Below are 20,482 nucleotides of genomic sequence, written 5' to 3' on the forward strand. Positions count from 1 at the left end.
TTTCCTCCCAAAAGGATTGATGCCCTATGCGGTCCACTGCGGCCGGTGCGTCGCATTGAGCAGGTATTTTCGCACCGCCTGAACCATTCGACACTCAGCTGGAGTGGTATCCCGCCCCCTGTGCATCGAAGATGTGGGTTTCGCCGCGGGCCGCCATGAGCGACACGGGCAGTCCCGGAACCAGCGTGCTCTTGCCGATATCCTCCGCGATCACCAGTTCGCCCTCCTCGAGGCGAACATGGACCAAAGTGCGGTCGCCCAGATGTTCCACCAGCTCGATCGTGCCGGGCAGGCCGTCTCCCGCGACGACCTTCAGACCGTCGGGCCGGATGCCCAGCGTCAACGCGTCCCTGCCGGCGAGTGCGCCGCTATCGATGTCGGTGGCTATATCGGCGCCCCCTGCCCGCACGACCAGCTTGCCGCCCTCCTCCCGGATGTCTTGCACCGGGAGAAAATTCATCGCGGGAGAGCCGACAAAGCCGGCCACAAACCGACTGGCCGGGCGGGAGTAGACGTCCATCGGCGTGCCGATCTGTTCGATCTTGCGGTTATTCATCACCACGATCCGGTCGGCCAGTGTCATGGCTTCGGTCTGGTCGTGGGTCACGAAGATCATTGTCGTGCCGATCCGCTTGTGCAGCTGCGCCAGTTCCACCCGCGTGCGCACGCGCAAACCGGCATCGAGATTGCTGAGCGGCTCATCAAGGAGGAAGGCCTCCGGTTCACGGACGATTGCCCGGCCGATGGCGACGCGCTGTCGCTGCCCACCCGAAAGCTGGGCTGGACGGCGGTCCAGGAGGGCCCCGATCTCCAGCATGCGCGCGGCCTCGTCGACGCGTCGGGCGATCTCGCCCTTGTCGGTGCCGATGTTTTCGAGGCCGAAGCTCATGTTCTGGCGCACGCTCATATGGGGATAGAGCGCGTAATTCTGGAAGACCATGGCCACGCCGCGCTGGTTTGGCGGCAAATTGTCGACGCGGCGATCACCGATATGAATGGTGCCGCCATTGACGGTCTCGAGCCCTGCAATCATGCGCAGCAACGTTGATTTTCCGCAGCCCGAGGGACCCAGGAAAACGATGAACTCACCCGAGCGGATATGCATCGACACATTGTCGAGCACCCGTACGGCGCCAAAGGCCTTGCTCACCTCCGACAGCACGATGTCTGCCATCTCGCTCCTCCCGCTTGCATCCGGCGCGGCTTTGCCATCTTCCGGATCAAACTCGTTGCAGTCGCGGCCCATGACGGGCCGCGCCAGGTTGAATTGCCTCCCTAGTGTTTTAGGTCGATCGGCATTTCCATTGCCGTTCTCACCAGGCCGTCAAAAAGGGCTGCCGCCACCGGATCGGCGCCCGGCGCCTCCCGTGTCAGCCGGAATGTCGTGGCCACGACACCGCCGCGGCCGACACGCTTTTCGCCGATGATCGCAGCGGGCTTGTGCACCCATCCGCATATGATCCCGGCGATCACATTGCTGCCGAACTCCCACGGCCGGAAACCGGTCAGCAGGTGATGGGGCACCACGTCGGAAAAACTGAGATCAAAAATCGGGCCACCGGGCATGTCGGCGAAGCCGTGTTGCCGCCGCAGCCAGGAAAAGCCCGCGATCCAGTCGCCGCGCCATATGGTGCCGTCGCGCTCGACGAGACTGATGCCGGGCAAATGCTGGTCGAGGCTCGGGCGGAACTGCTTGCCGCCCGCCACGATGGAGCGATGCGGCAGCTCCCCGATCGGCATGTCCGTGCGCAGATTGCGATTGGTCTCAACAGTGCCATCGGCCAGGATCAGATAGCGCGCCCCGGCCTTGATTGCTTCGACATCGTCCCCATCCACGGCATGGACCAGGACGATGTCGGCCTCGGCTGCGGGCACGACCCGATAGCCGAGGCCGCTGGCATGACTTGCAAGATGCGGATCGGCTGCAGCGATGGAGGGCAGTCCCGCATTGTCGCGCCGGGAGTAGAGCGCGATCTCGCAAGTGTTGCGTGCCAGAACCACGCCTTCGGATTCCAGCACGAACGCAATTTCCAGCATGCGATTGCCGCCCGTAGCCGGCATCCCAAAACCGATCCGGCCGAGATCGACCGTCGAGACTGGTCCTGTTGCCGGAACGGCGGCCTCGCCTGAGATCTCGCCACTCCAGCGCAACACTGCGCCTCCGGGAATGGAGAGGCCCCCTGTGCCGATTGTCAGCGCAATGTCGAGGTTTTCTCCCGCATAGGCCGAATACCGTTCGGGGCGCGGCACGATGACGATGTCCGCGTTGATTGTGCCGAAAACGTCATGGAAGACGCGGGGATTGCGCTCCATGTCCAGGAGGCCGTTTGCCTCCCAGTGCACGTCGGTCAGCTCGGTGATGACGTAACCTATGATCGAGGCATAGCGGCGCATTTCCTCGATTTCGTAGCGCAGATTCATGAACTGGTACCACTGCACCTGCTCGATGAAATCGTCGAAGCTGCCAAAGGTTCTGTGCAGGTCGAGCGCTGCGAAGCGTTCTTCGATGCCATGCGGCAGGGCCACGCCATCGCCCCAAAGCGCGCCGGTTTCGAACCAGTCCGGCTCTCGGCCGTCCTTGCGCAGCTTGTCCGGATGCGGCAGCCCCCAGACGCCGAACTCCGAGACGATCAGCGGCTCATCCCCGCGCCGCTCGGCGTCTCCCAGGGGAGAATAGGTCCAGTCCGCACCGGCCGCGAACTGCGCCGTAAGATCGTCCCATTCCCCCCGTCGTTCCGGCACCGAGCGATAGTAGTGAAAATCGTTCAGGTCCGATTTGACGTGGAAGTTCGGGAAACATGCCGAATTGTCGACCACCAGGCGCGTGGGATCGGCTTGCTTGAGCCAGTCGTAGCTGTCCGCGAGCCATTGGCGGTGCTCTTCGTTTTCGATGAGCCGCGTCCCCCAGTCTTCATTGATCAGCGTCCAGGCGATGATGGAGGGATGGTTGCGATCGCGCTGGAGAATGCCTTCCATGGTTTGACGCATCCGCCGCGCCGAAGCCGTCGTGAAATTGGCCACGTTGGGCACTTCGGTCCAGACCAGCAGGCCATAGCGGTCGGCGACATCGTAATATCGAGGATCCGGCACCTTGATGTGGCACCGCAGGGTGTTGAGCCCCAGTTGCTTTGCTTTGCGCGCCTGGTCCTCGAGAAATTCCAGCGATGGCGGCGTGTAGAGGCCGTCCGGATAATAGTCCTGGTCCAGCGCCCCGCGCATATAGATCGGCTGGCCGTTGAGCAGCATCCTGCCGTCGCGCGTCTCTATCGTTCGGAAGCCAAAGCTCTGCTCGAAACGGTCGAGATTTTCACCCAGCGTCACGACAAGGGTATAGAGATTGGGCTGGTCGATCCCCCAGAGCCGGGGCGCGTCGAGAGCGAGCGCCGCTTCGACCTCTGCGCCGGCCGATATATTCGTGTGCGCGACAGCCATGCCGTCAGCATCCAGCACCTCCAGCAGCGCCGGAAGGCCTGCCGAAGCGGCCGAAAAGGACAGCTGCGCATTGAGCCTTCCGTCCATGCCTGCCGTGACCACGACAGCTTGCAGGTGACGGCGATCACGCGCCTGAAGAGATACCGATTGCCAGAGGCCGCCGACACGGCCGTACCAGGACATCTTGCCATGCGGGACTTCGGCGAAGGGGAAATCCGGGAAAGCGCGGTGATCCGTCGATGGCATGGTCACCCGCACCTCGATCTCGTTGCTTGCCTTCAGCAGGTCCGGGGCAAGAACGAAATCGAAAGGCAGGAAGGCGCCTTCATGGCTCCCGAGCTTTTCGCCATTGACGAAGACTTCGCAGAAATAGCTCACGGCCCCGAAATGGAGAACCAACTCCTTCTGCTTCCATCCGTCAGGGATGGTGAAGCTGCGCCGGTAGACCGCGTGGCCGAAGGTGTCGACGAGATCGGAGAATTGGGCCTGCCAGGGTGAGGGCACCTGCGCTTCCCGCCACGGCCCATTCTCGTGCCGGAACTGCCAGACACCGTCCAGGGACAGGCTCATGCGCGGGGCCATGTCGGCGCTAAACGCTTCAGCAGGATTTGCGCTCATCTCTCCACCCTATTAGTTATATTATAATCACCTTAGGTCTGAACTTGAACCTTGGCAAGAGGCGCCCGAGCGGTCCCTTCCTCGCGACAACACATGGCGCATTTCGGCCTCCCAAATGCTAGCAGTCTGCTAGCAAATAGAGCTAAAGGGTGGTGATCTGTTAACGCTGGGGAGGCGGGGTGGAAAAGCGCGCAACTATGCATCAGGTCGCCGAGTTGGCGGGTGTTTCCCAGGCCACAGTGTCCCTGGTTCTCAACGGCGTCGCCAACGCCCGGATTTCCCGCCTGACCCGCCGCCGGGTCCAGGAAGCCGCCGAGGCCCTGGGCTACCGTCGTGGACCCGGCCACAAACTGCCTGCCGGCCGGCACCGGGTCATCGGCCTCTTCATCGACGAGATTTCCACCACGCCCCTTGCCGCACCCCTGATCGAAGGCGCGCGAGACGAGGCGGCCCTGCAGGACATCATCATCGCCACGTTCTGCACGGGCAATAACCCCGTGCTCGAACAGGCCGGCTTGGACATGCTCGTCGCCCACAACGCGATCGGCGTCATCTACAGCACGCTGATGACCCGGGAAGTAATTGTTCCGGAACAGCTTTCTCGTCTCCCGCTGATCCTCTTGAACTGCTACGAAAAGCGGCTCCGCTATCCGTCAGTCGTGCCCGGGGACCTGGTCGGCGGCTTTACCGCCACCGAGACCCTGATCCGGGCCGGTCACAGACGGATCGCGCACCTGGCCGGCGAGCACGTGATCGAAGCCGCCATCGACCGGGAAAAGGGTTATCGGATGGCGATGCAGAAATGGGGGCTGCCGGTGGAAGACGGCCTCGTCACGCTTGGGGGCTGGACCATCCAGGCCGGCCGCGAGCGCGCCCTCGCCCTGCTCTCCCAGCCAAACCGGCCGACCGCCATCTTCTGCTATTGTGACCGAATGGCCATTGGCTGCTACGAAGCGGCGCGCATGCTTGGCCTCAGCATCCCCGAAGATCTCTCCATCGTCGGCTTTGACGACGAGGACATTGCGGCCAATATGGATCCCCCGCTCACCACCATCCTTTTGCCGCACGACGAGATGGCGCGGTGGGCAGTTAGTCAGTTGCTCGACAGTTTCGAGGATGCCGACGCAGACCAACGGATGCAGAAAACCAAGCTGGAATGCGAGCTGGTAACCCGAAATTCGGTTGCGCCGCCAAGGACCTAGAGCGGCAGCTCACCCCGGGGCGATGTCACGGAAAGTCGTTCGACCAGTGGGCATTCAAGCTTGACGATGGCATAGCGCTGCTGGTCGGCCGACCAATGCTCCGCCAATTGCTCGGCGATCCACTGCCCCATCGCCCGGTGCGGCAGCACCGAGGTGGTCAAGCGGGGGTGGAGGTGCCGGGCAATTTCCTCGTCGTCATATCCGACCACGCTCATGTCCCGCGGGATCTCGTAGCCCGCTTCCTTCAAGGCCTCATAGCAGCCGATGGACATCCGGTCGTTCTGGCAGAATATGGCCGTGGGAATGTCCTGAAGCGCCAGGATTTTCCGTGTCGCCTCGTAGCCGGCGCTGGCAGACCAGTCGCCATTGAACACCAGGTCCTCGTCAAAGGGTATGTCCGCCGTCGAGAGAGCCCGGCGATAGCCCTTCAACCGGTCCTGCGCTGCCTCCATCCAGATTTCTCCGGTAATGGTGGCGATCCGGCGATGCCCCTTGGAAATCAGATGCTGGGTAGCCCTCTGCCCTCCGGCGATCTCGCTGGGAACAACTGCCGGCCGGGACTGATCGGTGGTGTAGCAATTGAGGAGGAGCACGGGAATATCGAGATCGAGCAATGCCTTGGGCAATTCGATCTCGCGCGTGAAAATGGTCATGTAGACGAGGGCCACAGCCCCCTGCTCCACAAAAGACGCTATCAGCTCGGCCTCGATCCGGGCATCGGTGCGGCTCTGCGCCACGAAAACCAGATCCCCCGCGGCCTGCACCGCCTGGCTCAATCCCTCGACCGCCTGCACCGCCTCCGGGCTGGTCGCTAACTGGTCGACGACGAAACCAATCCGCCGCCCACGCTGGGCGCGAACGGCCTGCGCCGCACGCGCCACATGCCCGTCATAGCCCAGCCGCCGCGCGGCGTCGAACACCCGCCGGCGCGTCTCCTCCGACAGACGTATGCCGGATGCATTATTCAAAACGAACGACACTGTCGCCTGAGAACAGCCAGCCTCCCGCGCCACGTCCGTCATCGTGACGCGCCGTGCCGTCTCGGGCTTGCGCCGATGAACGAGATCCGATGAGTTGTCTTTTTGACGCGTAACCATGAAGGGTTTGAGATCACTCACCAATGCGCTTTATAAGCACTATTAGCACCCTTGGATCCCTCTTGAAAAGCGCAGGCAGGTTATTGGGCCACGGCCAAGGGAACCAGCGCCCCAGACGGACCAAAACCGGCTTGTAAGCAAGTCCCACCCGCAAAACCGTCGAGTTGCCGGTTGCCCTGCCATGGGCCGGGCTCTTTCCGAAGCCGGGAGAAGTCGAAATCGACGCATGATTGGGCTGGATCTGCGCCTCGAAAGATCGTTCCGGCGGATGAGGAGCGTTTTTCTACTTCCCCCGCGGCCCATGGCCAACTATAGCTTCGGAACCTATTCTCGGCTGCAGGGATTCCGGGTGTTCGAGCGCTCTGGAGCGCCTGCCATCAACCCGACGCCGCATCGTTTAGAGGACTTTGCATGACCGCCCGCATCTACCGCCCTTCTCGTAATGTGATGCAATCCGGCAGAGGCAAGTCCAAGAGCTGGGTCCTTGTTCATGAGGCCGCCGTTCCGCGCGGCATCGACCCGCTCATGGGCTATACGACGACGGCGGAAACCCGCCAGCAGGTTCGCCTTTCCTTCGATAGCCAGGAAGAAGCCGAGGCCTATGCGCAGCGCAATGGCATCGAATACACAGTGCAACCAGCGCATGACACCACGCCCAAGAAAGTCAGCTATCCGGACAATTTCCGTTCGGACCGCCGGACACCCTGGACGCACTAAGCACCTGCCATATTGAGTCCGCGAAGCGCTGCAAGTGATTGCAGCGCTTTTTGTTTTTGGCCCCGGCAGAAAATACGCGTTCACATTATCAGGACAAGTTTGGGCCAGCGGATAAGCTCCTGTAGTCTGCTGTCACGACCCAAATGGAGCGCAAGTATGATCATCCGGAAGCTGATTGCCGCCCTAACTCTTGCCGTCTCGGCCACCCTGCCGGCGGCAAGCGCGCCCGCGCTGTGGAAGGTCCATGACGCGGACAGCGCCATCTGGCTGTTCGGCTCGATCCACCTGCTCCCAGAGGACACCGAATGGCGCACGGCGGCGCTGGAGAAGATCATGGCCAAGGCTGACCTGGTCTATTTCGAAACCGATTTGGGTCTGGAGGCACAGCCGGAGATTATCGCCCTGACCATGGAGCATGGGTTTGCGCGGGATGGGCGCTTGCTCAATGAACGGATCGATGCCGGCCTGATGGCAAAAGTGCGTGATGCGGCAGGGCTTTACGGCGTACCCGTGCCCACCTTGCTGGCCATGCGACCATGGCTGGCGGCCAGCACGATCTCCGTAACGGCCCTGGCCCAGGCGGGGTATGACCCAAATCTGGGTGTCGACCTGACCCTTCAAAATGAAATCGACCGGGATCGGCTGCGGTTCTTCGAGACGGCGGCGGAGCAGATCGGCTTCCTGGCGGGCGGGGACGAAGCCAGCGAGGTGGCGATGCTGGAAGGAACGCTGACCGAAGCCGATCGCCTGGTCGAGATGCTCGATGAGATGAAGGCGGCCTGGGCGGACGGCAATCCAGAGGCGCTGGCCGATCTCTTCATGGCCGATGCCGGCGCCTATGGCGATGCCTTCATCGAGATTCTCATCAACCAGCGCAATCGCAACTGGGTCGATCAGATCGAAACGCTGTTGGACAAAAACGACGAAGCGCTGATTGTGGTGGGCGCCGGGCATCTCCTGGGAGAGATGAGCGTCGTTAAGTTGTTGGAAGAAAAGGGCTTTTCCGCAGAACGCATTCAGTAGAAACCGCCCAGCCGGAGGGCTGGGCGGCGCAGGACATCAGATGTCGCTGAACTTGGTCCAGCGGCTGTCGTTCTGGCTGGACTTTACCGAGGCAGTGATGAACTGCATGCCTTCGATACCGTCCGCCATGGTGGGCAGAAGACCTTCGTACTCGCTGCCCTCACCGCGAATGACAGCAGCGAACTGGCTGTAAAGCGTTGCAAAGGCTTCCAAATATCCTTCCGGGTGACCGGACGGAATGCGCACGTTCATAGACGCGGCGGGCGGCATGGAGATCGAGCCACCACGGGTCAACAACTGGCGCGGCTTGCCGAACTCAGTGAACCACATATAGTTCGGGTTCTCCTGAGACCATTCGAGCCCACCCTTGTCGCCATAGACCCGCAGCAGGAGACCATTTTCCTTGCCTACCGCGACCTGGCTCGCCCAAAGCATGCCTTTTGCCCCGCCTTCGAAACGCAGCATGATGTGCACATTATCATCAAGCTGACGCCCGGGGACAAATGCAGTCAAGTCTGCTGAAACTGCTTCGGTTTTTAGCCCGGTGACGAAGCGAAGCAGATTGTAGGCGTGGGTGCCGATATCGCCGATGGCACCGCCGGCACCGGACCGGGCGGGGTCGGTTCGCCAGGCGGCCTGCTTATTGTCGTCGCCAGCGGCTTCCGTCAGCCAGTCCTGGGCGTATTCAGCCTGGACGACACGGATCTTGCCGAGGGCGCCGGCCGCGATCATGTCTCGGGCCTGACGGATCAGCGGATAGCCGGTGTAGTTGTGGGTGAGCAGGAACTTCGCGCCGTTTTTCGGCTGGATTTCCAGGAGCTTACGAGCATCCTCGATGGTCGAGGTGATCGGCTTGTCGCAGATCACATGGATGCCGGCTTCGAGAAAGGCCTTGGCGGGACCGAAGTGCATGTGGTTGGGCGTGACGATGGAAACCGCCTGGATACCGTCCGGGCGAGCCGCCTCGGCGCGGGCCATTTCCTCGTAGGACGTATAGATTCGGTCTTCGGCGAGACCGAGATTTTTCCCTGATTCCAGAGCCACTTCCGGGCGGGAGGACAGGGCGCCGGCGACGAGTTCATAGTCTCCGTCAAGCCGCGCTGCGATGCGGTGGACGTAGCCGATGAAGGCTCCCGTGCCGCCGCCGACCATGCCAAGGCGAATGCGCTTTGCGCCGTTTTCAGCCATTTTGCGTGTCCTTAATGCTGCAATTGGGTAGCAGACTGTTAGCATCGAGCAGGCCTGCGACGAGAATACGTCACAGACCTGCTAACGGCTCAGCTCAGGCCGAGCATCTTGCGGTTGGCCGCCTGATCGGTGCCGCCGCTGGCGAAATCGTCGAAGGCCTTTTCCGTGACGCGGATGATGTAGCTCTTGATGAACTCGGCACCTTCACGCGCGCCGTCTTCGGGGTGCTTGATGGCGCATTCCCATTCGAGCACGGCCCAGCCGTCGAAATCATTGGCGGTCAGCTTGGCGAAGATGGCGGGGAAGTCGACCTGACCATCGCCGATCGAGCGGAAGCGCCCTGCCCGGTCTACCCAGGACTGGAAGCCACCATAGACGCCCTGACGGCCGGTGGGGTTGAACTCGGCATCCTTGACGTGGAACGCCTTGATGCGGTCCTTGTAGATGTCGATGAAGTCGAGATAGTTCAGCTGCTGCAGAACGAAATGGCTGGGATCGTAGAGGATGTTGGCGCGCGGGTGGTTGTTCACGCGCTCGAGGAACATTTCGAAGGAAATGCCATCGTGCAGATCCTCGCCGGGATGGATTTCGTAGCAGACGTCGACGCCGGCATCATCAAAGGCATTCAGGATCGGCGTCCAGCGGCGGGCCAGTTCATCGAAGGCCTCTTCGACGAGGCCTGCGGGGCGCTGCGGCCACGGATAGACATAGGGCCATGCAAGGGCGCCGGAGAAGGTGGCGTGGGCCTTGAGGCCGAGGTTCTGGGAAGCCTTGGCGGCGTTCTTGAGCGTCTGGACGGCCCATTCCTGACGGGCCTTGGGATTGCCATGCACAGCGGCCGGGGCGAAACCATCGAATGCGGTGTCATAGGCCGGATGAACGGCGACGAGCTGTCCCTGAAGGTGGGTGGAAAGCTCGGTGATCTCGAGACCGTGGCTATTGACGATGCCCTTGATCTCGTCCGCATAGGTCTTTGAATTGGCGGCCTTTTCGAGATCGATAAAGCTCGAGACCCAGGTCGGGATCTGAACGCCCTTGTAGCCGAGACCGGCAGCCCAGCGGCAGATATTGTCCAGAGTGTCGAACGGCGCAGTGTCGCCGGCAAACTGGGCCAGAAAAATTGCGGGCCCCTTGATGGTGCGCATGAATTTTCTCCTCTCTACGGCCCGTCGGCAGTGGCGCCGCAGACCTTATCCTCAGCGCGGGTCTGATGCCCGCATAGACGAAAACGGGCGACGGATTGCCGCCGCCCGGATCAAATTCGAAATAGTCTTGACCAGTGCCTCGCACCTGTCAATGAGGTACGTCCATCAGGCCTTGAGCAGGGCCCGGGCCTCGTCTGGGCCGAGGGCCAGCGGGCGCTCGCAGGTGGTGGTCAGGGTGAGGACCTCACCGCTCGCACCAGCCCGCAGCAGACCATCGAGGACTTCGATGACGTGGAGGGCAACATCGAGGCCGCAACGCGCCGGGGCACCGGTTTCGATGGTGTTCATCATGTCGGCAAGGCCAGCAGCGCGATAGTTGGCGCGCGGAACGGGCTTGTCGAGTTCCTGGTTCGGCTTGCCGAACGGGTGATCCCATGGGGTGACCGGGGTCCGGGTACCATCGATGCTGGCCGTGACGAGATCGCCACCAAAGAAGTTCGGATCGGGCACGAAGATGGAGCCATCGGTGCCATAGAGCTCGATATTGTGGTGGCCATGGGCCGCCACGTCCCAGCTGGCGCCGACGGTGACGATGGCGCCGTTATGGAATTCGAGGACACCGTGGATCGTAGTCGGGGTGCCGACCTTGATGGTGCTGCCCTTGAACGGGCCTTCGGCGGTGACGGTGCGTTCGGCGCGGGCCATGTTGGTGAAGGCCGAGAGGCGCTTGACCGGGCCGAGGAGATGGATCAGCTCGGTAACGTAATAGGGGCCGAGATCGAGGATCGGGCCACCACCGGGCTGGAAGAAGAAGTCCGGATTGGGGTGCCAGTGTTCCATGCCGCGGCTCATCACGTGGGTGGTGCCGCTCATGATCTTGCCGAGCTTGCCGCTGTCGATGATGTCGCGGGCCTGCTGGTGCGCGCCGCCGAGGAAGGTGTCCGGCGCCGAGCCAACCTTGAGACCACGCTCGTCGGCAGCCTTCTTGAGGGCGAGGCCCTCTTCAACCGAGAGCACGAACGGCTTTTCGGAATAGGCGTGCTTGCCGGCCGAGATGATGTCGGACGAAACCTGGTAGTGGGTCGCCGGAATAGTGAGATTGACGATGACGTCGATCTCGCTGTTTTTCAGCAGTTCATCGGGGGTCTGGGCGGCGACGCCGAACTCGTCGGCGCGCAGCTTGGCGGCTTCCGGGCGGATGTCCGCAACGGCGCGGACCTCGAGCCCCTTGAACAGGGGCGCGAGGCGCAGATAGGCGCCAGAAATATTGCCGGCACCCATGATGCCGACGCCATAGGTCTTTGCCATGGCTTAGACTCCGAAGCTCTTGAGGGTATCCATCGAGCGGCGCGCAAAGCGGATCGCATCGGCGGGCTTATCATGCTCGAGGACGAAATAGCGGGCCTTGGTCTTGGCCTTCACTTCACCAATCAGGGTTTTCCAGTCGAGCGTGCCGTGGCCGACATCGGCCCAGCCATCTTCATCGGCATTCTCGCCGGCAGGGGCGATATCCTTGACGTGGACGGCGGTAATGCGGCTGCCGAGCTTGTCGAGCCAGAAGAGCGGGTCTTCATTGGCCTTGACCACCCAGGCGAGGTCCATTTCCCACTGCGTGTCCGGGGAGGCGTCGAGGATCAGCTCCATCGGCGTCTTGCCATTGGCGTCCCTGGCGAATTCCCAATGGTGATTGTGGTAGCCGAAGCCCTTGCCGGCGGCCTTGAAGGCAGCGGCGATCCTGGCGAGACCTTCGGCGAAATGCTGCCAGTCGCCGAGGCCGAGGCGGAAGGCCTCGGACGGAGGAGCGGGGCAATAGACGGTGTCGATGCCAACCGTGTCGACGATGCGCAGGGCAGCGTCGGTATCTTCGAGCTGGGCAAAGCCCATATGCGCGGTCGGCATGCTGAGGCCGGCGTTCTTCAGGCTCTGGGCCAGCGCTGCAGGATCGGCGAACTGGCCACCCCAACCTTCGACCTGAGTATAGCCAAGCCCGCTGAGCGTCTTGAGGGTATCATCCAGCGACGCCTCGTTGCGTGCACTGTAAAGCTGGTAAGAGAAGTCCATAATGGCCCCGTCCAATAATTAAAATGCGGCCTCGCATCGCGCGGACAGAAATAGGCTAAACACAATAACCAGTCCTGCCGGAATGCCAGACCAAGTACCGCAAAGGTAAGTTTTTGCCGCCGAGGCGGCCGTCCGGCACCAGTTTGAGGCGCCGGACGGGTTGGAAATCAGAGACGGTTTTCCGTCTGTGCGTCGAACAGCGAACCGCGCGCGATATCGAAGCCGAGGGTGACCTTGTCACCAACATTGAGCTCGATATCGCTGGAGCAGCGGAAGGTGACCGGAATGCCGGCAACCTTGGTCCAGGCGAGGGTCTCCGAGCCCATGGGCTCGACGATCTCGATCTCCGCCGACGTGGTGAAGGGCGAACCATGCGCCGCATCGCCGAGGAAAATATGCTCGGGACGGACGCCAAGGACGGCCTTGCGCGCCCCATTTGCCGGCGCGGTGAAATCGTAGGAGCCGACCGGGATCTTGGTGCCATCATCGGCGGTGAAGGTCGCGCCATCCAGCGTGCCGTTGAGGAAGTTCATCGACGGCGAACCGATGAAGCCTGCCACATAGAGATTGACGGGCTTGTTGTAGATGGTGTGCGGATCGGCCAGCTGCTGGATGACACCGCTCTTCATGATGGCGATGCGGTCGGCAAGCGTCAGGGCCTCGATCTGGTCGTGGGTCACGTAGATCATGGTGTTCTTGAGGCGCTGGTGCAGGCGCTTGATCTCGACGCGCAGATCCGAGCGGAGCTTGGCGTCGAGGTTGGATAGCGGCTCGTCGAAGAGGAACACATCCACATCACGCACGAGGGCGCGGCCGATGGCGACGCGCTGACGCTGGCCACCGGAGAGATTGGCCGGCTTGCGCTGCAGCAGCGGCTCGATCTGGAGGATTTCGGCGGCGCGCTTGACGCGCTTTTCGATCTCATCCTTGGCCATGCCCGAAACGCGCAGGCCGAAGGACAGGTTCTTTTCGACCGTCATCTGCGGATAGAGCGCGTAGGACTGGAACACCATGCCGATGCCGCGGTCCTTGGGCTCTTCCCAGGTGACGTTCTTGCCATTGATGAAGATCTGCCCGTCGGAGACTTCGAGAAGCCCCGCGATGCAGTTCAGCAGGGTCGACTTGCCACAGCCCGAGGGCCCGAGCAGCACGATGAACTCACCCTGGGCAATGTCGAGATTGAGGCGCTCGAGCACCTTCACATTGCCGAAATTGAGCGAGAGGTCTTTGATGGAAACGCTGGGTTGCATAGTCGTTTATCCCTTCACGGCGCCAGCGGCCACGCCGCGAACGAACAGCTTGCCGGAGACAAAGTAGACAATCAGAGGCACGAGGCCGGTGAGCACGGTGGCCGCCATGTTGACGTTGTACTCGGGCGTGCCCTGGGCAGAATTGACGATATTGTTCAGCTGCACCGTCATCGGCTGGTTCTGCGTGCCGGCAAAGACGGCGCCGAACAGGAAGTCATTCCAGATGCCGGTGATCTGCAGGATGAGCGCCACCACGAAGATCGGCAGCGACATGGGCAGCATGATCTCGAAGAAGATGCGCCAGAACCCTGCCCCATCGACGCGGGCGGCCTTGAACAGCTCCTGCGGCAGCGAGGCGAAGTAATTGCGGAACAGCAGCGTCAGAATGGGCATGCCGAAGATGGTGTGGATCAGGATGACGGCTTCGAGCTTGCCGAAAATGCCGAGCTCACGGGTGATGATCACCAGCGGATAGAGCATCACCTGATAGGGGATGAACGAGCCGAAGATGAGGATGGCAAAGAAGATTTCCGAACCCTTGAAGCGCCAGTTGACCAGCGCATAGCCGTTGATCGCCGCGATGAAGATCGACACGATCGTGGACGGAATGGTGATCTTGACCGAGTTCCAGAAGCCCGGAGCAAGACCGTTGCAGTTCAGGCCGGTGCAGGCACTGGTCCAGGCCCGTGCCCAGGCGTCGAAATTGATCTGGCTGGGCAGAGCGAAGATCGAGCCGAAGCGGATTTCCGGCATGGTCTTGAACGAGGTCGAGACCATCACATAGAGCGGAAAGAGGAAGTAGAGCGAGAAGAAGACCAGGGTCGTATAGATCATGATCTTCTTCGGGGTGAAGAAGGGCTTTGGCCTCGGGCCACGCGGCTCGACGGACGGGCCGGACGAGACAGGCGCCGAGCCTGACAGAGTTGCGGTATTGCTCATGTACGTCGGCCCTTTCCGCCAAATTCCAGATAGGCCCACGGGATCATGATGATCATCACCGTCAGCAGCATCATGGTCGCGGCTGCGAGTGCCTGACCGATATTGCCGCCGGAGAACATATAGTTGACGACGTATTTGGCCGGTACTTCGGACGAAATGCCCGGGCCGCCATTGGTGAGGGCCACGACCAGATCATAGAGACGGACAATGCCCGAGCCGATCAGCACCACGGCGGTGACGAGCACGCCGCGCATCATCGGCAGAACGATGGACACATAGGTGCGCCAGGTGGGGATGCCGTCGACGCGCGCGGCCTTCCAGATCTCTTCATCGACGCCGCGCAAACCAGCGAGCATCAGGATCATGCAGAAGCCGACGCCCTGCCAGAGACCGGCAATGAGGAGCGCGAACAGCACCATGCGCGGATTGGTGATCCAGTCGAAGGTGAAATTCTCCCAGCCCAGATTACGCATCGCGCCCTGGAGGCCGAGCGTGGGGTTCATGATCCACTGCCAGACGAGGCCGGTGACGATGAACGAGAGGGCGAAGGGGTAGAGCATGATGGTGCGGAAGGCGCTTTCGAAGCGGATCTTCTGGTCCATCAGCACGGCAAGCAGGAAGCCAAGGGTCAGTGTCAACACCAGGCTCATGGCGCCATAGGTGATCAGATTGGTGACCGAGATATTCCAGCGATTGGTGGTGAACAGGCGCTCATACTGATCGAAACCGACGAACTTGCCGGTCGGCAGGAGCTTAGAGTTGGTGAAGGAGTAGTAGATTGTCCAGATCGTGCACCCGACGAAGACGACGAGAACGGTCGCCATCATGGGCAGCGCCGCTATTTTGGCGGGCAGATTTTTCAGGAAGGTCTTTTGCAGGAGGCCAGGCCGAGCGACGTCGCGTGCCTCCTCCCCCGATTTAACGGCAATGTCCGCCATAAACTTCTCTCCATTGAGAAGGTGGTCGATCTCCTAAGAGACCGACCACCGCTTTTTGGAATGAGAGCTGAGCCTCATTCAACCCGGGCAGAATTAGTCAGCCTGAGCGATGATCTCGGCGCGGCGCTCGATGTAGTCATCAACGGTGACGCTTTCGTCAGCGAAGAATTCGAGATCGAGATCCTGCAGCTGCTGCTGGGTGTCGCTGGAGAGCGAGGAGTCGCCCGAGGGCAGCAGGCCGTTCTTGAGCAGACCAAGAGCCTTGGTCATGCAGGCGTTGGCGCCCGACAGGTCGATGTCGGTACGGATCGGCATGGAGCCCTTGACCATGTTGAACTTGAGCTGGGCTTCAGGCGAGATCAGGATGCGTGCCAGCTGGGCCTGGGCTTCGATCACAGCCGGATCGGTGCCTTCGGGAAGCTTGGGGAAGTAGAAGGAGTCACCGCCACCGGTCAGCTGATCGCCGACGCCGAGAGCGGGGAGACATTCATAGTCTTCACCGGGGACGCCGCCTGCGATCTGCAGATCGCCAGCGAGCCAGTCGCCATGGATGTTGCCGGCAGCAGTGCCTTCGAGCAGCTGATTGCCAACGTCACCGAAGGACGGAACCATGGTTTCGGGCGAAGTCACCTTGCGCAGGGCGTCGAGAGCTTCAGCAACCTTGCGGAATTCCGGCCCGCGAACGGCTTCCGGATCCTTGTCGGTGTTGATGCGCTTGACGAGGTCGGCACCACCGATGCCGTTCATGAGAACGCCGGGAATGCCGTTGATCGGCCAGCCGGTCGCGAGGCCGAAGGGCAGGATGCCGGCTTCCTGCAGTGCAGGCCAGGAGGCAACATATTCATCCCAATTGGTCGGGACGGGCTGGCCGATCTTTTCGTAGGCAGCAGTGGAGAGCCACAGCCAGTCCCACGAGTGGATGTTGATCGGCAGGCAGTAGAGACCGCCTTCGTAGCGGCACGGCTCGAGCAGGGACTGGTCGACATAGAAGCTGTCGATATCGAGATCGGCAACAACGTCGGTCAGGTCGCGCATCAGGCCAGCCTGGATGAGCTCCTCGGCATCACGGCCGGTGTTCATCTGGGTGGCGCCCATCGGGTTGCCACCGATGATACGGCTGATGATGACCGGGTTTGCGCCAGTGCCCGAACCGGCCAGCGCGCTGTCGACCCAGGTATTGCCCGTCTCTGCCTCGAAAATCTTGGCGAATTCGGCGATAGCGGCAGCTTCACCGGCAGAAGTCCACCAGTGGGTGACTTCAAGATCCGCTGCCATGGCCGAAGTCGAGCCGAGCAACGCAGTTGCCATGGCGGCAACTACTGCAAACTTCTTCATAGATATGTCCTCCCAACGAACACGAGGGGCCTCCGCCCCAATCATGCCGCCAGCCGCGAGGTTGTCTTCTTTGAATGAGACATCCCAGGCCGGCCGCGTGTAATCGATTGCAATTGACCAAAACGCCCAGTGCAATCGATTTCAGGAGTTTCATACAGGACTTGCGGACCTGTCAAGATCGTTTTAGACCCTTTGCAGAATTGACAGCGAATGGAGGCGCTGGCTCACGTGCAAGAACCAAGAAAAACGCCGACAATCCAAGACGTTGCGCGTTTTGCGAAAGTCTCTACAGCAACAGTGAGCCGCGCCCTCTCCGCCCCCGGAAAGGTGAGCGAGGCGACGCGCGCCCGTGTTTCGGAGGCCGTTCGTGTAACCGGTTACACGCTTAACCAGACCGCCCGCTCGCTGCGCCAGCGCAGTGCAAAAGCAATCCTGGTTGCCCTCCCTGACATCCGCAATCCGTTCTTTTCGTCGATCCTCGACGCCATCGAGCGAGAGGCGGCGCTGCGGGGCTATGGCGTCCTCGTCATCAACCTCTATTTCGGCAGGCAGACCGTGGGGCGGCTGCAGGATTTCCTGCTGTCCAATCGCGCCGACGGGCTGTTGCTGCTCGATGGCTCGATCGAGGTGGCGCAGCTGCAATCGTTGCGCGACCAGGCGGCGATGGTACCGGTGGTGATCGCCTGCGAGGAGATTCCCAAATCGGGTTTTCACACGGTTCTGACCGACAATATCGAGGCGGCGGAGAGGGCGACGCGGCACCTGATCGATCTGGGCCACACCCGAATCGGGCATTTGCTGGGGCCGGAGCAAAATATCGTTGCGCGCGAACGGCATAGCGGCTTCGCGCGGGCTTTGGACAAGGTCGGGCTCGAAGTGCGACCCGAGTGGTGCCTGCGCGGCAATTTCGAAATGGAAACGGGCTATGCAGCGGCGGCGCGGTTCCTGTCGCTGCCCGAGCGGCCCACCGCCTTCTTCGCGGCCAATGATGAATCGGCCATCGGCTTCCTCTCGGGACTGCGCCAGCACGGGATCATCTGCCCCCGGGACATCTCGGTCATCGGGTTCGATGATCTGGGCGTTACCCCGCATATCGACCCGCCCCTGACCACCATGCGCCAGCCGCGGGAAATGCTCGGGCGGATGGCCGCCGAGGCGCTTATCGACATGATCGAGGGCTCGGCGAACCGGGAAAAACCCCTGCGTATCGTCCTGCGGAGCGAGCTGGTGGTGCGCGAGAGCACCGGACGTCCGCCATCTGTGGAACGCGCCGACGCGCCTGCCCTGCCCTGACCCAAGAGGCATTCCATTTCCCGCAAAATGCGATAAAGGAAGGGCGCGCGGTCCCGTAGCTCAGCTGGATAGAGCAGCAGCCTTCTAAGCTGTTGGTCACAGGTTCGAATCCTGTCGGGATCGCCAGAATTTCAGTCGCTTTCCCATTTGTTTTTCCACGGTGGGATCGCTGGACGATCGATGCTGCAGAACTGCACTGTCGCAAGTCACGTCAGCCAGATCCCGTCGATTGCGGTAAGGACCTCGTCCTTATTACCTCGGTTCATGGTCCGGCTCATCAGAAGGATCGCACTCGTGCCAACCCTGTACTTTGTTCAAGGCTTCCGCGCCAAAGGGCGCAAGCTGGAGCCGGATCAGCCGCAGGCTGCCCGGTCGGCGGAGGCTGCGATAGCGGCAGCTGAGCGGATCGCGCCTTCAAGGGCGGGCGTCTGGGCCTACTCCGCAGACGTCGATGTGGAGGCCGACACCTATGACGAACCGAAAGTGCTGTTCAAGGCCGGCACCCTGCCGCCTGGCCTCGCCGAATAGGCGCCACACAAATCGCCAATGAGTTGCGGCCGCCGGAGTGATCCGGCGGCCGCGCTTCTGAGTTCGTTATGCGTTATTTTGCGAGTGAGGCATCCCAGAGGTAGACGCGTTCGTCGCGGCGGGCCTGCCAGTTCACCCGATCGGACACGCCGTAGAAGTCAGGCTGAAAGTAGAGCATCAGCCACGGCGGATCGTTGTAGAAAACGTCCAGCATGCGATTGATGATGGGGCGCTGCTCCTCCTTGGTGGTGGTCTTGGAGATGTCTGCCCAGCCGTTGAACCAGTCCGGGTTTTTCCAGGACGTGTAGTTGGTGCCGGATTCGACGGTGGCCAGATCGGTCATGTCGACAAGCGGCTCGGCGAGGTCACCACCGGTGCCCAGGAAGAACAGCGGACCGGCATCGTGCTCGCGGATGAGCGGGACATAGACCGAGGCGAATTCCAGCAATTCAACTTCGGTTTCGACGCCGATATCGTTGAGATACTGGCCAATGGCCTGAACGACATTGGCGTCATTGAGGTAGCGGCCGCGCGGCCCCTGCAGCTTGATATTGAAACGAACGCCGTTTTCGCCCCGCGGATAGCCGGCTTCGTCCAGCAGCTTTTCAGCCATCTCCGGATCATAGGGATAAGGTTCGATGTCGGGATTGCCGTTGGGCGGGTTCACCAGGCCCGTGGCGCGCTCGCACTCGAAATTGAGCAGCTGCGAGCAGATGGAGGGCACGTCGATGGCATATTGCAGGGCGACGCGAACATCGGTGTTCTGGATGGCAGCCCCACCCTCGCTTCCCTGGGCGAAATCATCGCGCAGATTGAAACCGACATAGATGCGGCGCGTGCCCTGTACAGCCTGGACCTCGGCCGTTCCGGAGGTGTTGATGGGCTCGAGCTGGTCGGGCGCCACATTGGTGATGATATCGACATTGCCGGCGATCAGCTCGGCCGAACGGGTCGATGCTTCCGGGATGATGCGATAGACGAGCGTGTCGAAATTGCCCGGCTCGCGGTATTTTTCAAGGACGATCTGGGAGGCGCGATCCCAGGTGGTCAGCTTATAGGACCCGGAGCCGATCGGGCGTTCGGCGGCTTCTTCCACCGTCATGGCCTCGTAGCTATCCTTGCAGTGGATCATCACTTCACTCATCAGCGTGAAAGCGATGGGGTTCTTGCGGCCGATGGTGATCTTGACCTCGGTGTCGCTCAGCGCCTCGGCGCTTTTGAAGCCGACCGAGGAGAAGATGTAGCCCGGCGTATTGCCGGTGAAATTGTACTGCGGATCGGCTGGGCGGGTGAAGGAATAGGCCACGTCTTCGGCGGTCAGCGGCTCGCCATCCGAGCAGGTAAGGCCCTCCGGGATGGTGTAGGTATATTCGAGCCCATCTTCCGAGATGGAATAGCCCGAGGCCAGATCGGGCACGAGGCCGCCGGTGGGAACCGGCTCATAGAGCGTCTGGAAGATGTGGCGGGCGATGTTTGAATTGTCGCGCGCTGAAATCTGTGCGGGATCGAACGTAACGGCGTCCGTGGACAGGCCCACCACGATGGTGTTGTCCGGCGGCGCTGCAATCACCGCAGAAACGGGCGCGACCAGCGCGACCGTGCCTGCTGCGAGCAGATGTCTTATGAGCTTCATGAGGAAACCCTCCTTCCTTGGGTCAGAAAACGGGGTGGTTTCGATGCCCCCTCAGACATCGAAACCACCTGGCGGATGCCATG

Annotated in this window: 17 protein-coding genes and 1 tRNA gene; 6 read left to right on the forward strand and 12 right to left on the reverse strand. The window is 61.5% G+C overall.

The features are described 5' to 3' along the window. Positions 1 to 94: 94 nt before the first annotated feature. Both ugpC (N0P34_RS13475) and N0P34_RS13480 read right to left on the reverse strand, forming a co-directional pair. Positions 95 to 1,174: a sn-glycerol-3-phosphate ABC transporter ATP-binding protein UgpC gene (ugpC, locus tag N0P34_RS13475; protein WP_275603744.1), complete on the reverse strand. Its 1,080-nt coding sequence runs from the start codon at positions 1,172 to 1,174 to the stop codon at positions 95 to 97. Positions 1,175 to 1,275: 101 nt separating this feature from the next. Next, positions 1,276 to 4,050 (reverse strand): glycoside hydrolase family 2 TIM barrel-domain containing protein, encoded by a 2,775-nt coding sequence (locus N0P34_RS13480; RefSeq protein WP_275603745.1) that lies wholly within the window; start codon positions 4,048 to 4,050, stop codon positions 1,276 to 1,278. A gap of 197 nt (positions 4,051 to 4,247) precedes the next feature. Here N0P34_RS13480 and N0P34_RS13485 point away from each other — a divergent pair, with 197 nt between their 5' ends. Beyond that, the gene (locus N0P34_RS13485) at positions 4,248 to 5,252 is read left to right on the forward strand and encodes a LacI family DNA-binding transcriptional regulator (protein WP_275603746.1); all 1,005 of its coding nucleotides are present in this window, start codon (positions 4,248 to 4,250) and stop codon (positions 5,250 to 5,252) included. Here N0P34_RS13485 and N0P34_RS13490 read toward each other — a convergent pair. After that, complete coding sequence (locus N0P34_RS13490) at positions 5,249 to 6,349, reverse strand: LacI family DNA-binding transcriptional regulator (protein WP_275606986.1); 1,101 nt, start codon at positions 6,347 to 6,349, stop codon at positions 5,249 to 5,251. The genes N0P34_RS13485 and N0P34_RS13490 overlap by 4 nt on opposite strands. 411 nt (positions 6,350 to 6,760) lie before the next feature. On the opposite strand from N0P34_RS13490, the gene N0P34_RS13495 reads away from it, so the two are divergent. Beyond that, positions 6,761 to 7,066: an ETC complex I subunit gene (locus N0P34_RS13495; protein WP_275603747.1), complete on the forward strand. Its 306-nt coding sequence runs from the start codon at positions 6,761 to 6,763 to the stop codon at positions 7,064 to 7,066. A gap of 156 nt (positions 7,067 to 7,222) precedes the next feature. Continuing rightward, positions 7,223 to 8,089 carry a TraB/GumN family protein gene (locus N0P34_RS13500; protein WP_275603748.1) on the forward strand — a complete coding sequence of 289 codons (867 nt, stop codon included), beginning with the start codon at positions 7,223 to 7,225 and terminating at the stop codon, positions 8,087 to 8,089. Positions 8,090 to 8,125: 36 nt separating this feature from the next. On the opposite strand, the gene N0P34_RS13505 is transcribed toward N0P34_RS13500, so the two are convergent. The 8 genes from N0P34_RS13505 to N0P34_RS13540 form a co-directional block, all read right to left on the reverse strand. Then, complete coding sequence (locus N0P34_RS13505) at positions 8,126 to 9,277, reverse strand: Gfo/Idh/MocA family oxidoreductase (RefSeq protein ID WP_275603749.1); 1,152 nt, start codon at positions 9,275 to 9,277, stop codon at positions 8,126 to 8,128. Between the two features lie 89 nt (positions 9,278 to 9,366). Continuing rightward, positions 9,367 to 10,422 carry a sugar phosphate isomerase/epimerase gene (locus tag N0P34_RS13510; protein WP_275603750.1) on the reverse strand — a complete coding sequence of 352 codons (1,056 nt, stop codon included), beginning with the start codon at positions 10,420 to 10,422 and terminating at the stop codon, positions 9,367 to 9,369. 165 nt (positions 10,423 to 10,587) lie between these two features. Then, complete coding sequence (locus tag N0P34_RS13515) at positions 10,588 to 11,730, reverse strand: Gfo/Idh/MocA family oxidoreductase (RefSeq protein WP_275603751.1); 1,143 nt, start codon at positions 11,728 to 11,730, stop codon at positions 10,588 to 10,590. A 3-nt stretch (positions 11,731 to 11,733) separates the two neighbouring features. After that, positions 11,734 to 12,483 carry a sugar phosphate isomerase/epimerase gene (locus N0P34_RS13520; RefSeq protein ID WP_275603752.1) on the reverse strand — a complete coding sequence of 250 codons (750 nt, stop codon included), beginning with the start codon at positions 12,481 to 12,483 and terminating at the stop codon, positions 11,734 to 11,736. A gap of 167 nt (positions 12,484 to 12,650) precedes the next feature. Next, the gene (ugpC, locus tag N0P34_RS13525) at positions 12,651 to 13,733 is read right to left on the reverse strand and encodes a sn-glycerol-3-phosphate ABC transporter ATP-binding protein UgpC (protein ID WP_275603753.1); all 1,083 of its coding nucleotides are present in this window, start codon (positions 13,731 to 13,733) and stop codon (positions 12,651 to 12,653) included. Positions 13,734 to 13,739: 6 nt separating this feature from the next. Continuing rightward, entirely contained in the window at positions 13,740 to 14,672 is a 933-nt protein-coding gene (locus tag N0P34_RS13530; protein WP_275603754.1) for a carbohydrate ABC transporter permease, read from the reverse strand. Further along, positions 14,669 to 15,610, reverse strand: coding sequence for a sugar ABC transporter permease (locus tag N0P34_RS13535; protein WP_275603755.1), 942 nt, complete (start codon positions 15,608 to 15,610; stop codon positions 14,669 to 14,671). Before N0P34_RS13535 ends, N0P34_RS13530 begins: the two co-directional genes overlap by 4 nt. A 93-nt stretch (positions 15,611 to 15,703) precedes the next feature. Continuing rightward, on the reverse strand, positions 15,704 to 16,945 hold the full coding sequence (locus N0P34_RS13540) for an ABC transporter substrate-binding protein (protein ID WP_275603756.1): 1,242 nt from the start codon (positions 16,943 to 16,945) through the stop codon (positions 15,704 to 15,706). A 210-nt stretch (positions 16,946 to 17,155) separates the two neighbouring features. On the opposite strand from N0P34_RS13540, the gene N0P34_RS13545 reads away from it, so the two are divergent. From N0P34_RS13545 to N0P34_RS13555, 3 genes are all read left to right on the forward strand, one after another. Continuing rightward, entirely contained in the window at positions 17,156 to 18,238 is a 1,083-nt protein-coding gene (locus N0P34_RS13545) for a LacI family DNA-binding transcriptional regulator (protein ID WP_275603757.1), read from the forward strand. 49 nt (positions 18,239 to 18,287) lie between these two features. Continuing rightward, a tRNA-Arg gene (locus N0P34_RS13550) sits at positions 18,288 to 18,364 on the forward strand. A gap of 168 nt (positions 18,365 to 18,532) precedes the next feature. Next, positions 18,533 to 18,766 carry a hypothetical protein gene (locus tag N0P34_RS13555; protein ID WP_275603758.1) on the forward strand — a complete coding sequence of 78 codons (234 nt, stop codon included), beginning with the start codon at positions 18,533 to 18,535 and terminating at the stop codon, positions 18,764 to 18,766. 73 nt (positions 18,767 to 18,839) lie between these two features. Here the strand turns inward: N0P34_RS13555 and N0P34_RS13560 are convergent, their stop codons facing one another. After that, positions 18,840 to 20,399, reverse strand: coding sequence for an ABC transporter substrate-binding protein (locus tag N0P34_RS13560; protein ID WP_275603759.1), 1,560 nt, complete (start codon positions 20,397 to 20,399; stop codon positions 18,840 to 18,842). Positions 20,400 to 20,482 lie beyond the last annotated feature (83 nt).

The sequence above is a fragment of the Devosia sp. FJ2-5-3 genome, assembly GCF_029201545.1.
GTDB lineage: Bacteria > Pseudomonadota > Alphaproteobacteria > Rhizobiales > Devosiaceae > Devosia.

Excerpts from the sequence above, each read along its gene's own strand:
- ugpC (WP_275603744.1), bottom strand. The coding sequence starts at position 1,174 with ATGGCAGACATCGTGCTGTCGGAGGTGAGCAAGGCCTTTGGCGCCGTA.
- N0P34_RS13480 (WP_275603745.1), bottom strand. The coding sequence starts at position 4,050 with ATGAGCGCAAATCCTGCTGAAGCGTTTAGCGCCGACATGGCCCCGCGC.
- N0P34_RS13485 (WP_275603746.1), top strand. The coding sequence starts at position 4,248 with ATGCATCAGGTCGCCGAGTTGGCGGGTGTTTCCCAGGCCACAGTGTCC.
- N0P34_RS13490 (WP_275606986.1), bottom strand. The coding sequence starts at position 6,349 with ATGGTTACGCGTCAAAAAGACAACTCATCGGATCTCGTTCATCGGCGC.
- N0P34_RS13495 (WP_275603747.1), top strand. The coding sequence starts at position 6,761 with ATGACCGCCCGCATCTACCGCCCTTCTCGTAATGTGATGCAATCCGGC.
- N0P34_RS13500 (WP_275603748.1), top strand. The coding sequence starts at position 7,223 with ATGATCATCCGGAAGCTGATTGCCGCCCTAACTCTTGCCGTCTCGGCC.
- N0P34_RS13505 (WP_275603749.1), bottom strand. The coding sequence starts at position 9,277 with ATGGCTGAAAACGGCGCAAAGCGCATTCGCCTTGGCATGGTCGGCGGC.
- N0P34_RS13510 (WP_275603750.1), bottom strand. The coding sequence starts at position 10,422 with ATGCGCACCATCAAGGGGCCCGCAATTTTTCTGGCCCAGTTTGCCGGC.
- N0P34_RS13515 (WP_275603751.1), bottom strand. The coding sequence starts at position 11,730 with ATGGCAAAGACCTATGGCGTCGGCATCATGGGTGCCGGCAATATTTCT.
- N0P34_RS13520 (WP_275603752.1), bottom strand. The coding sequence starts at position 12,483 with ATGGACTTCTCTTACCAGCTTTACAGTGCACGCAACGAGGCGTCGCTG.
- ugpC (WP_275603753.1), bottom strand. The coding sequence starts at position 13,733 with ATGCAACCCAGCGTTTCCATCAAAGACCTCTCGCTCAATTTCGGCAAT.
- N0P34_RS13530 (WP_275603754.1), bottom strand. The coding sequence starts at position 14,672 with ATGAGCAATACCGCAACTCTGTCAGGCTCGGCGCCTGTCTCGTCCGGC.
- N0P34_RS13535 (WP_275603755.1), bottom strand. The coding sequence starts at position 15,610 with ATGGCGGACATTGCCGTTAAATCGGGGGAGGAGGCACGCGACGTCGCT.
- N0P34_RS13540 (WP_275603756.1), bottom strand. The coding sequence starts at position 16,945 with ATGAAGAAGTTTGCAGTAGTTGCCGCCATGGCAACTGCGTTGCTCGGC.
- N0P34_RS13545 (WP_275603757.1), top strand. The coding sequence starts at position 17,156 with ATGGAGGCGCTGGCTCACGTGCAAGAACCAAGAAAAACGCCGACAATC.
- N0P34_RS13560 (WP_275603759.1), bottom strand. The coding sequence starts at position 20,399 with ATGAAGCTCATAAGACATCTGCTCGCAGCAGGCACGGTCGCGCTGGTC.